The sequence below is a fragment of the candidate division Zixibacteria bacterium HGW-Zixibacteria-1 genome (assembly GCA_002838945.1).
GTDB lineage: Bacteria > Zixibacteria > MSB-5A5 > GN15 > PGXB01 > PGXB01.
This window is the reverse complement of record PGXB01000012.1, coordinates 1-12,780: the sequence shown is the minus strand read 5'-3', so window position 1 is coordinate 12,780 and position 12,780 is coordinate 1. Positions and strand designations below refer to the sequence as shown.

The following is a 12,780-nucleotide window of genomic DNA, read 5'->3' as shown; positions in this document are numbered from 1 at the left end:
TAAGGGCCGGAAAACCGGCCCCTGATTTTCCGATTAATGTCACTCTATTGCTTCGATTGGTTGTAAAGCGGAGACATCGCTCGCAACCTCTCGATAATCTCCGGCAAAACCGAAATCGTATATTCAATATCATCCCGGGTGGTAAAACGACCCATCGAGAACCGTATCGAACTCTGGGCCAGATCGACCGGGACATTCATGGCCGTCAGAACATGCGATGCTTCCAGTGAACCGGACGTGCAGGCCGAACCGGATGAAACCGCGATCCCTTTCATATCCAGCGAAAGAATTATCGATTCCCCCTCGACCGCCTTGAATGACAGATTCACCGTCGATGGAATCCTTCTCTCATCTCTGGGGCCGTTCAGGGATACATCCGATATTTTTGACTGCACCCCGTCAATCAGCAACTCAGCCAGCTCCGTCCATTTCTTATGGTCATTCTCGCGGCGGCTTTCGGCCAGTTCCAGGGCCCTGGCAAATCCGACGATGCCGGCCACATTTTCGGTTCCCGGACGGCGTTTCTTCTCATGATGCCCGCCGTAAAACAGCGGCGTCAGTTTGAATCCCTTGCGGATGTATAATATTCCGGTACCCTTCGGGCCGTACATCTTGTGCGCTGTCATCGATAACATGTCAACATTCAGGTCCTCGACATTAACTTTTATTTTGCCCGCTGACTGCACCGCATCGGTGTGAAATACCGCCCCCTTCGATTTGGCGATCTCGGCCAGTCTCGGGATATCCTGAATGGTCCCGACCTCATTGTTGGCATGCATAATGGATACTATCGAGGTCTGCTCCGTCATCTTTTCTTTCAATTCGTCGGCCGAAACGATGCCGGCATTGTCGGTGTCGATATAATCGGCGCCGAATCCGCGCTTCTCCAGAAACTTGACCGCCTCTAGAACCGCATGATGCTCGATTCGGGAGGTGATGACATGCTTCTTTTTCTTTTCATTATAAAAGGCCGTGCCGATCACCGCCAGATTATCGGATTCGGTCCCGCCCGAAGTGTAATAGATTTCCGCCGGGTCTGCGCCAAGAAGACCGGCGATTTTCTCCCGCGCCTCTTCGATGGCGGTTTTGGCCTCCCGCCCGAAATTATGAACCGAACTGGCATTGCCGTATTTGTCTTTGAGATATGGAAGCATCGCTTCCAGAACTCGTTCATCCAGGGGCGTCGTGCTGTTGTTATCGAGATATATTTGCTTCAATGATCTATCCTTATACCCAAATTACTATATTTAGAAAATAATATATAAATTGTCGCCATTTTGTCAATATCGGCCTATCGCATACATCATCAGGTATATACGGCACGCGGCCTAGAAAGCGTAAAGAATCGTAAAGTGAACCTTATCCCCCGGCTCGATCCCCTCCGATCTGATGTGCCGCGCATAATCGAGACGAATCGGGCCGGCCGGGGACACAAACTGAATGCCGAGACCGTATGAAAGAGCCAGATTTTTGAACTTTATGTCATCACGATTTATGTAGCCGTTGCCGATGTCAGTGAATAACGATCCCCAGAGTTTGCCGATAATTGGATAACGCAACTCCTGGTTAAAAATGACAATAATGTCGGCGCCGCTGAAATTCCCTGCCGCCGATCGCGGCCCCAGCTCGTTTTCGGCAAATCCCCTGATCGTGTTGGCGCCGCCGATATAATAGCGGTCATCGGTCGGTACCGAGGGAGAATCCTTCATCTCCTGAAGAAAGCCGGCCTTGAAGCGGGTGGCGGATATCCATCCCGGCCAAATCCTTCGATACCGCGACCAGCTTGACTCCAGTTGATAAAACGAATCATCGCCGCCCAGAAATCCCCCGATATACTCGAACCGCAGCCCGGTCACCGAGCCCTGTGACGGCACAAAAAGATTGTTTCGGGAATCGCGGACAAGATTGACGTAAAATTTCCGCCGAACCTTTATTCCCTCTTCCTGCTTGATCTGCAATTCGGCCTCTTTGCTCACCCCGTAAATGTTGACCTTCTCATACTGAAGCCCGGTCAGCAGTTTCAATTTCTCGGTAACGTTCCAGGTGGTTGTCACCGAGACATACCAGGTCTGCTTGCGATAGGGCTGAACCAGTGACCTTACCCCCGGCTCCACCTGCGCCGTCAGCGTCAGCGGCATGCGCAGCCCCAGAAACCACGGCTCGGTAATACGAGCGCGATAGCTGTGCTCATTCAACCGCCACTCGGTGAATATTACGAACGATGACCGGGCGCTTAGTTCAAGATAGCGTGATTGGAGAAAGTTTCGCTTGCTCCATGCTCCCGAAAACGACCAGATCAAATCCTTCAGGGAATCCTGGGCCGCACCGGTCTTGACCGAAATGTGCTGGGCTCTCTTCTCGCGCAAAGTGAGCAGGAAATCCGGATTCAGCCGCTCCTGCATGGCTGATGTGTCCTGGACAGTGCTGTTCAACCTCAGGGTAAAGTAATAGCCGGTTTCAAGCAGGCGTTTCTGCGACTTGATAATATCCTTGCGGCGGTATTGATCACCTTTCCGGAAAGTCAATTCGCGTTCCACCAGAGATGTATCAAATTTATCGACACCGACTATTCTGACATCGCCGAAATGCACCAGTGAATCAGAGTCGATATTAAAATTAATGACCGCCTCGTTATTTTCTTCGGTGGTATCAATACTATATATGACAGAGGCATACGGATAACCGTTATTGGCCAGGACCGATTTCATATCATACTCGGCCTGCTTGAGTTTAAAAGGATCGACCGGCTTTTCCTTCCTGAAAGGTCTGGTCAATTTTATAATATCGCCATTGAGCCGCGGCTCATATCTGCCGTCGACCAGAACGGTATCATAATAGAATCTTCGCCCGGTTTCGACATTTATTCTGACAAGGGCATTGGAGTCCGGAAGAATCGGCTCGAAATTTTCCCTTACCTGCACTCCCAGGAATCCGGCCGATAGAAAAAGATATTTGACTTCGGCCGTGTCGCGCATGATGGTCTCTCGCTGGACACGCCGCCGCCTGTCCCCTCTGATAGCACTAAGCAGGTTCAGCAGTGGAATGTCGGATTTGTAAGAGTAAAGAACGCTCCGAATCTTCTTATGAGTAAAGGGGCTGTCACCATCCATTTTTATGGTAATGGAATCAATAACCGGCTTCTTGCTGAGCCATCGATTCAACATTTGCTCATCGGTGTATTGCGCCCTGGCCGCAGAACAGAACAGCACCAGGACGCCGAAGAAAATCAGTCTGCAAATCGTTTTCAAATCAATAATCCCAGTAAAAATTCAAAAACAGTTGATAAAGATCACCCTCATCCCCGCGCCCTTCGAGCAGCAGGAATCTTTTCAATCGGTACTCAAATCCGGCGCCGATCAACCCCGGATTATCTGACAGATATTGACTGCCGTAAATGTAAAGATTCGGGAGGGCATAAGCACCCAGCGTCAGTTTTGTGCCGAGCGGCGTTACTTTGTCGCCATAAACCGGGTCAATTTCGAACGTCTCCACACCGAGAGTTTTGGCGCCGATGCGGCCGAATTGGGATGACATAAAACCGAAAGCGGTCGATGAAACCGACCCGACATCCGGGTTCTGCTGGTTATCATCGAGCACCAGAAGCGTCAGCAGTTCCTCCGTACTGAACTGGGATCCTTCCGCCGTGGCAATATTCGGCTCGTCGAGCGTACCCGTGACATGAATGCGCAGCTCCAGGTCGGTTGTTGTCGAGGCCTCGCCCGATTGATCCGGGGCCATGCCCCTGATTTTGGTCGTGGCATAAATATCAAGCATAGGATTGGGGTATTCGATATCCTCGTAACTGATCAGTCCGCCCGGCTCGACTCTGAAAGTGCGGCCCGCCAGAAATCCATTGCCGCGCAGAATCTCCATCGATCCGATAAAACGATAAATCCCGTTTTCGCGAATCAGATTCAGATTGCCCCCGAACTCGGCATCGATGTCAGCGTTCTTGATCCACAGGTTCGAAACCGCCTCGAGGTTGATATTTAAATCCCAGGTGTTTTCCCCTTCAAGCGCCGATAATAAAATCCACCCCTCGTCCTCTTCGGCAAAATTTTCGCGGTAAGCGACCGATCTGGTTTTGATATCGCCGTAAACGATGGGCGGCGTCACTCCCAGAATCTTAAAATCGGCCGTTTCCGCCAGTGCCTCGATATCGCCAAGCTCATATTTGACCGGGAAATCCCGCGCCGAGACATTAACATTGTAATCGAAGGCATCGATCGATTTTATAATTACCTCTCCGTGGGCATTGACTGTCCCGCTCTTTTTGCCATTGGTGCAAATTCCGGAAACGCTGTCAATAAAAATGGTCTGATTGACCATCTTGATATCGGCGTAAAGATTTTGAAGAGAATCCACCAGATCATATGGTTTCAGGACACCGTTCCTGATCGTGGCGGTTCCATCTATATGAGGGGTGCGGGGAGTTCCCGTCAACCTGAAATCGGCATTAAAGGTCCCGGCAAATCTTTCAACCTCATAAATAATCCGGCTGACCAGGTTAAGTTCCTGGTCGTAGGCCTGAATGCGGATGTCCTGATCCCGGTCGGGAAAGCGATCGTCGATTTCGGTGAAGGCAAGATTAATCGGATAGACGCCTTCGGCCTTATAGTACCCTTTTTCGCTCCTCAATGCGATCGAATCGATATCGATCAATTCATCTTTGTAGTCAAAACACAGGCAAAGATCACCGAGCCAGAGATCCTGATAGGTCAGCGTGTCGATGCCGCCCGTAAATTTAAGCTCGGGCTCCAGAAACGTTCCGGCCAAATCAAGTTCGCCCGAGATCGATCCCCTGAGTCCATATTCCTTGTTGATAAGTTTGACCCATGGTTCTATCTGAATCCCTGCTCCCGAAAGCTTGAAATCCATGCTCTCGTCATAATTGATGCGCCCTTTGCCGTCAATATATCCGACCGGTCGCACCAGCCGGCAATTCTTGATATCATAGCCGGTCGAATCGATATCTATCAGGACATAGCCGTCATTGCGCAACGGCAACCCCATCAGGGTAACGGCGACATCATCGATGGTCAGCAGTTGCGGGTAGGACAGGTAGTCCAGTGTCCCATATCCGCCCAGGTTGGCGTACTCATTACATAATTCGGAACTGTCGATGAAAACGTACTGGGAATCAAGATGCATTTGCAGAAAAATAGTGTCATACGGAACATCATAAGCTGCCCCCCGGAACAGATGAGTATTTACATATCCATCCCGATCATATAAGAAGTGGGTGATGTCAAAATCGATAATGGCCTCCGATGAATGTATTCCATAGATCCAGACCGAATCCGATTTGAAGAAACCCCTGATATCGGGATTATTCAGCTCGCCGGAGACATCGAATGCCGCATCTCCCCTTCCGCCCATTTCTTCTATGAAGGTCTGGCCGTTGAAAGCGGATAAGTCTTTAAAGCTGGCAGTGCCGGTCAGTGACACCGGGCCGGTATAATCAAGTTTGCCTTCCGCTATAAATGTATTGTCGTGGTACTTGACGGCAAACTTGTCCCTCAGGTTGAGGCTGTCGGTCGTGATGATCATATCGCCGATTACTTTGTAGGCATGGTACTCATCGAACCAGGACTCGTCCAGGTTGACGACAATATCGAGCACCATATCCCGGCTGGTGAAACCCCGCCCGCTGAGATTCAGGTCTCCACTTAGATTTGACCGGTATGAGTCGAAGACCAGATTATTGAGATTGAAACCGTCGATCGTGGCCAGGAGATCGTACTTTTCGGGTTTGACCGAAAAATCAATATTGCCCTTCCCGGTGATGGCACAGCCGTTCAGCACAACACCTTCCAGGGTATCGAAATGGAGCCGATTTTCGGCGAAAGTGAAGGTCCCGAAAAGTGAGTCGAAATAGCGATTCATGAATGTCCCCGATAAGGATATTGCACCATCGATACTGCCATCGCTGTAATGCATTTTGCCGCTGGCCGTGACATTGCCGTCCAGATTGGCTTTGATAAACTGCGAAAGCTCCCTTATATTTAGCTTCCTCGCATTCAATTCAAATTCGGTTTGCAGCCTTTTATCGATGACAATCATGCCCCCCAGGGTAACATCCGATGAGTCGGTTCTTATCTGGACATCCTGGAACATAAGTTGATCGCCGGTTAATGTGATGCTTCCGTCGGCCGACAGCAAATTGAAACGCGAATCGGATGAGCGGAAATTAAGTCCCTGTATCTGGGCCGAATAAGTTTTCTGGCTTCCTGCAATCGACGCTTTGAGGATTATATTGCTGAAGGTCAAACTGTCATCCGCTCTTATGAGATTCAATTTCAGGTTATTCAGGCCGACATCATTAACGTTAAAATCGAACATATCCTTCTTCTGCTGGGACGCTTTCAGCAGCCGCGGTATCAGCCATTTTTTATCCGGTGATTGTCTCAGGGTAAATTCGGCCGAATCGATATAGATCTTCTTGAATTCGATATGTCCCATCCAGAATTGCCTCACGGAATACTGCGCGAATAACTCCGGAATATGCGCCATCGTGTACGTCGTCAGGCTGTCCTCATAAATAACCCAGATATCCTTCAAATAAAGCCGTGATATATAATCTCCAGAAATTTCACCGATATGCACCCGCATCGGAAGATTGTCTCCGATACGATTGGCCAGCTCCCGATTGGCCATGTACTCGATTAAGTTAAACTGAAATACCGCCAGGTAGAACGTGACGATAAATACCAATGCCGTGATTGGAATCGATAATAATATTCTATATCTCAGTTTCATTTTTTTGCTCGATCCCGCTGATCACTCCCGCGGCCATGTTATATGCCTCATCGCCGGCAATTGGTCTTATGTCTTCATTGACCCTTTTAATCAGGTCCATCGTGGCCCCGACATTAAGGCTGCCCAGCACATGAGAAATCAACTGCCGTTCCCTGATATCGACAATCAGCGCCGCAACTTCGGCTAATTCCCGCTCGATCTGGCTCAGGCCCGGCCGCGACAGCACCTTTCCGTACCCTTCCAATACCATCCAGCGAAACATCTCCGGCGAAACCGCCAGGAATCTCTTCTCCAGCTTTTCGAAATTTTTCCCGTAAACCTTCCGGCATAAATTTATACCATCCTGAAACCACTTTTCCGCTTCATTTCCCGATATTTTTTCGACCCGGGATTCTTTTTTGATATCCCCATAAATATTGTTATAGACCAACGCCGCTTCGATCATCCGCGGGAAACCCAGGAATAAGTAACTCTGAAGAATCGTTTCATAAATGGCTTCACGGCTGAATTCCATGTTCTTCAGATAACCGATAATTCTTTCCGTGAATTCTTCCGAACTGACCGCAATGGCGGCCGATAGTATCGAAATCAGCCGCACCCGGCCGTCATCCCTGATGCCGGCCAGAGAACTCAAAAAATCCTTTTGTTTTTCCGTACTCAACATGTGGCTAATTATAATCTTTTTGATATCAAAATGCCATAAAACTCAGCTTGTTCCTGTTTATGTTTTTTCCCGATTATGGTCCGGCCCGGGCATAAAAAAGCCGGGATAAAAGGAGCAATATTATCCCGGCTGGAAGTACAAGAAAACCATTAAAGAACTCTTGGGATTATTGGGCCTCCTCTGCCGTCAATACACTCTGGGCAGTATAAGTGCCGTTGACTGTCCGTCTGTCAAACGGCAGACGCACCATCAGTGGACGATTACCATAATAGCTGCTTCCGGCAAGCTGAGCCGTGTTTCCAAAACTATTCTGGTTGGCCAGTTGATTCATCAAATTGCGAATCCGATTGGCCTTGGCCATCTGTTTTTGGAAAGCCCAGTTGGACAAGCTGTGTTTGGTCAAAACATGATCGTCTGCCGGCTGAACTTCCTTATACCGATCATCCAGATACTGACCGCCCTGGTCCTGGTTGGCAAACGTCGGCTGCTGATCATGCTTGTCCAGAATTCCCAGACCGCCTGAAAATACAAAAGCCAAGACCAGGCAGGCTGTGGCCATCGCCGGAACCAGTCTTCCCCAGCCCAAAATCGGGGCCCTTCGCGGGAAATAAGCCTTGGTTCTGGTCTCCTTAAACCGTTCCTGCGCGACCCGGTTTAAAAGCCCGGTGTTGAAATCATCTGTTACCCGATATTTCGGCAATGTATCAACAGACCCTTTCAGCTCGCGAAAAACAGCTTCTTCGCGACGACAGTCATCGCATCGTCCAAGATGCTCCCTGACAGAAGCCTGTCGCTTTTCCGGCAGCTCATTATTACAATAAGCTGACAGGAAGGAGCGTACCTTTCGACAACGCATTGTATTCCTCCATTCTAGGTCTCAATTTCTCTCGAAGCATCGCTCTCGCACGGTTAACTCGCGATTTAACCGTCCCGAGCGGGATATTCATAATTTTGGCCACTTCCTCATAGGGAAGCTCCTGCATATCCCTTAACACAAAGGCCATCCGATATTTCTCAGGTATATTCTCAAGGGCGGTTTCGATTGCCTTGGGTAAATTGGATGGAATCTCCATCTCCACTGCAATCTCCATCTCCTTCCCCTGCATATCAAAAATATCCGTAAATTTGAACCGTTTCCTTTTTCTCAGCTCGTTTCGCGCCAGATTAAGAGCTATGGTGTAAATCCAGGTCGAAAAACAGTGGCGAAAATCGAAGGATTCCCGATGCTGGTATACCCGGCAGAAGGTCTCCTGAACGATGTCTTCCGCCTCTTCGGTACTGTGCAGCATTCTTACAATTATATTCATCAGTCTATCCTTATAACGATCCACCAGCGTGCTAAACGCCACCATGTCCCCGCCCTGAATCCTTTCCATCAGGTCGTAATCTATCTGCTTTTCAGATTCTTTTGCCATTACGATTCACCTGTCTTTTCTAATATTACATTCGGCATAATTAAAAGTTCCATGAATAAATACGAAAAAATCTCTAAATTATTGAAAGTCAACATATTTCTTTAGCCGGAAAATAAATTCCAGGGGTACCCGAGCAAATACAAGACAAATCCGGCCAGAAAAAGCAGCAATAGCGGGCCGGTCAGAATCCGGTAAACCTGGCCCAAATTCGACCGGTAATGCTCATTGGTCAAAATAAGGCAAAAATGAGTCGGCGAGAATATCATCCCGACATAACCGGATATGAAAGCCAGAAATATATTGGCCAGATTTACATCGGGCTGATAAAGATAGCCGGCCAGAAGCGGATAGGCCAGCCCCACCAGCGCAAACAAAATACCGGTCAAAAGCCCCGATATGAAAGAGACCATAATAATCACCAGTTCAGCCGGAAACCCCAGCTCAGTGGTCAATTTGGGAATCGAGCCCACCGCGCCGGTCAGCTCCAGCATGGCCTGAAAAGACAGCACCCCGAACACCAGAACAACCAGCCGGGGCGAAAAAGCCTCTTTCCCGGTATCTTTGATGACTTTCCATGGTGGTCTCTCGACGCCCATCAGCAAAATAATCGAAATCAGAACACACCAGAGCAGTTCCAGTCCAGTTGCGGCATAGATAATAATGGCCAGCAGAATCGGCCAGATTCGCAAAATTATCAGCCCTATCGGCCTGAACAACTGACCATTTCCCTTATTATTGACATCGATTTTGCGAATAAAAAAGAGGATGCCGATCGGGATCATGATAAAAGTCATCGGCATCTGAAGCAGCGAAATGGTTCCGATTGGAACCGTTGCCAGCGCCGCTGATAACACCAACCCCGGATATATCGGCCAGCAAAACTCCATCACGTGCCGCGGCCAGTAATTGACCACCGTCTTGAACTCCGGCGAATATTTCGAATCGGTCAAAAACCGCCCCACCAGCGGGGCCGAAAGAAGCGCCCCGCCCGGCATCGGCATCAATCCGATCATCGCCGGAAGCACCGCCGATGCGGTCCGTGCCCCTCCATATAACCCCTCCCCGGCGCTGACCAGCTTATCGAGATAACCGATCTCCTTGAGTATCCGCCCCAGAAAGGTAATCAGAATGATAATAGCATACAGCCGCCAGAAAAATTTCGACAGTATAAGATGCTTATAGGTATCAATCATCGGCCAGAAATCGGCCCTGAATAAAATGGCCGTCAGGATTCCCGCCCCGAACAGTAAATATCCCACGAAAATCTTTTTTCGCAGCCCGATAACTATGCCGACAAAAATAATCAGCAGCTTCACAAATTCCATCATAGGCTGGCCAATATACCGTTTGCGCCGTTTCTGTCAACAAAATGCAGCGCGATATATTCTCCATTGTCGAAAATAATTTTAATCCTTATATTAACCTTCCATGAAAATCAATTGTTCCATCAACGGTAAAGCGGTTCCGAACAGCCGGGCCAAAATCTCGGTTTTCGACAACTCGCTTTTTTATGCCGACGGCCTGTTTGAAACCCTGCTGGCTATCGGCGACAAAGTGATTTTCCTTGATGATCACCTCGACCGGCTCGAAAAAGGGGCCGCCCTGATCGGCATCAACCTGCCGGTCACCCGCGACAAGATCCGCCAATGGATCAACGCCGCCAATCTGAAAAACAGCGCCCCTGTCAAAAAAGTGAGGGTGACCGTTACCGCCGGCGATTCCGCCTTCTGGGCCGGTAAGCGAACCGATCCGCGGATTATTGTCATCGTCACCGAATATGAAATCCCCACTCAACCTTTCCGCCTGACTGTCTCCCCGTTTCGCGTCGATCAGCATTCCCCCTTCCGCAATGTCAAAACTCTTTCGTTTATCATTGAGATGACTTCACGGAAACGGGCCTATTCGGAGAGTTTCGATGACGGTATCCTTCTCAACCGCAAAGGCAACGTGGCCGAGGCCACGTCGGCCAACCTGTTCTGGGTCAAGGATGGCGTTCTGTTTACCACCCCGCTGACCGCCGGGTGCCTTGAGGGCATGACTCGCAAGCATATTATCGAGCTGGCCAAAACCGACAAAATCCCGATCAAAATAAAGGATATTAAACTGGCCGATTTTCTTAAAAGTGATGAAATCTTCGTCACCTCATCACTTAAACTAATCCTTCCGGTAATCTCGATAACAGCCGATAAGAAATTCACTTACAAAGCTGGCCTAATCACAAATAAAATGAAAGCCAGGCTTTGGGAGTTCATTAGTTAAATAGCAAGCCTAATTGAGGGTGCCTCATCCGCCTTGGCGGGCTGTGGGTTCGAACTCTAGTGCGCGGCAGATGTCCACATCTGCCCGTCTTTCTTAGGCCAGGTGTGGCCCGGAGCTCCGCTCCGGGTTTCTAAATATGCTCAATGATTCTCCTGACATCATATTCAATTGAATCAATCCTAAGCGGAAATTCATATATCCCGTTTCGCGCCCGCCTACTCAACCATCGCCATCTCATCGATAAAAGCTGCATTCTCTGAAACCCGGAGCAAAGCTCCGGGGCCACGCCAGCCCTACTATTACTTTTTCAGACCTATATTTTCATAAAATGTTTCGAAGCGATTTGTGTCTATCTGCTTGCTTATATCACAGACCAGCGAACAACTCGTCAAAAAGAAAGACTCAACATTATATGGATAAATATAAGTCGTAACCTGTTCCACATTGCCACTATTATCTCGACGGAAGATATTTGCGGCACCAGTCTTGTACTCCTTTTCCAAATAATATATCTTGTCGCCTTGACTCATTCTTTGGGGATTTGATATAATATTAGGTGATTTATAAAAAGTCCAAAGCGAATCAATTTCAATATCATAAACAAGTATTTTCGAAGGTATCGAACCATACGGATCAACGGAATAGCCGGCCATAATGATTTCGCAGTAATCGGGCGTCAAATAAATATCACCGCCTTGTCCAAAATTCCTTAACACTTCATAATTGTTTTCGGCTGCTAATTTGATTAATAAACTACTCCGACCTTGATCCAGAAAAAGTAGGGTGTCGACGGAGTCATAGAGAACAGCATACGTCCTGATAATGTCAAAATACATCAAATCGGGATAATTGCCACTCAACAGAGTGGTAGTCAAATTGGTTGATTCAATTTCCTTGTAAATAATCTCCGCCTTCGCGGAATCATGTCTAATAAAAACAACTCCGTTTAATCCAGAAAGTGATGGGTTAAGGCTTCCACTAGGCAGGCTATCGAGCACTCGCCATTTCATTTCGCTGGGATTAAGCTGATCAACAAGATAATATTTTTCTTCAACAAGAACCGGTTTTCCATCGGATCCATCCCCCTCTATATGAACATATTTTATAATACCATACTCTCCATCATAGGAAACATCATATAATAGTATTGTGTCATCTATTCCAATTTTGGCATTACATGCTGTTAGAATAATAATAAATGACATTACATTTACTGAATTCTTAATGTATATGATAAAAGCTTGCATTATGGTAAAAGTAGTCCAATTCGAGTAAGTCGGGTTACTCGCTTATTCGCTGGCGCTCATGCGCTCGGAACACCGACCTACAATTAATCCCATGTCTATCATCGTAAATTTTCGCCGTGGAGTCATTCAATGATGTGTTAATCCACTTATGAAAGATAGATTCTTTAGAAAAATTGGCAATGGAAAAATGATGTCAGAGACCTGGGGAATCGCCACAATATGTAGCGGCGGGTTTGTAACCCGCCGAGAAAAACGATATAAAACCGTCCCACACACAAAAACCGCATTACTTTAATGCTAATTCCGGCCGCAGACGCCATTGTAGGGGCGTATTGAATGTACAGTATCATGAGATCCGAGACAGTATGTCTCAGAACATATGAAACACTTGTTGTATTCTTGACACTGGTATAACCAACGGTTTTGTTCTTTTGGT

General features: G+C 48.0%; 9 protein-coding genes. 1 reads left to right on the top strand and 8 read right to left on the bottom strand.

Annotation, left to right across the window (positions count from 1 at the left end):
- Positions 1-44: 44 nt before the first annotated feature.
- From nifS to CVT49_06525, 7 genes are all read right to left on the bottom strand, one after another.
- Complete coding sequence (nifS, locus tag CVT49_06555) at positions 45-1,217, bottom strand: cysteine desulfurase NifS (protein PKK83794.1); 1,173 nt, start codon at positions 1,215-1,217, stop codon at positions 45-47.
- Between the two features lie 111 nt (positions 1,218-1,328).
- On the bottom strand, positions 1,329-3,248 hold the full coding sequence (locus CVT49_06550; protein PKK83793.1) for a hypothetical protein: 1,920 nt from the start codon (positions 3,246-3,248) through the stop codon (positions 1,329-1,331).
- Position 3,249: 1 nt separating this feature from the next.
- Positions 3,250-6,759 carry a hypothetical protein gene (locus CVT49_06545; protein ID PKK83792.1) on the bottom strand — a complete coding sequence of 1,170 codons (3,510 nt, stop codon included), beginning with the start codon at positions 6,757-6,759 and terminating at the stop codon, positions 3,250-3,252.
- Complete coding sequence (locus CVT49_06540) at positions 6,743-7,393, bottom strand: hypothetical protein (protein PKK83791.1); 651 nt, start codon at positions 7,391-7,393, stop codon at positions 6,743-6,745. The genes CVT49_06545 and CVT49_06540 overlap by 17 nt, the downstream gene beginning before the upstream one ends.
- A gap of 196 nt (positions 7,394-7,589) precedes the next feature.
- Complete coding sequence (locus CVT49_06535; protein ID PKK83790.1) at positions 7,590-8,279, bottom strand: hypothetical protein; 690 nt, start codon at positions 8,277-8,279, stop codon at positions 7,590-7,592.
- Positions 8,236-8,838 carry an RNA polymerase subunit sigma-24 gene (locus tag CVT49_06530; protein PKK83789.1) on the bottom strand — a complete coding sequence of 201 codons (603 nt, stop codon included), beginning with the start codon at positions 8,836-8,838 and terminating at the stop codon, positions 8,236-8,238. Before CVT49_06530 ends, CVT49_06535 begins: the two co-directional genes overlap by 44 nt.
- Before the next feature lie 101 nt (positions 8,839-8,939).
- The gene (locus tag CVT49_06525) at positions 8,940-10,166 is read right to left on the bottom strand and encodes a hypothetical protein (protein ID PKK83788.1); all 1,227 of its coding nucleotides are present in this window, start codon (positions 10,164-10,166) and stop codon (positions 8,940-8,942) included.
- Between the two features lie 100 nt (positions 10,167-10,266).
- On the opposite strand from CVT49_06525, the gene CVT49_06520 reads away from it, so the two are divergent.
- Entirely contained in the window at positions 10,267-11,097 is an 831-nt protein-coding gene (locus CVT49_06520) for a hypothetical protein (GenBank protein ID PKK83787.1), read from the top strand.
- Between the two features lie 299 nt (positions 11,098-11,396).
- Here the strand turns inward: CVT49_06520 and CVT49_06515 are convergent, their stop codons facing one another.
- Positions 11,397-12,302, bottom strand: coding sequence for a hypothetical protein (locus CVT49_06515; GenBank protein PKK83786.1), 906 nt, complete (start codon positions 12,300-12,302; stop codon positions 11,397-11,399).
- Positions 12,303-12,780: the final 478 nt, after the last annotated feature.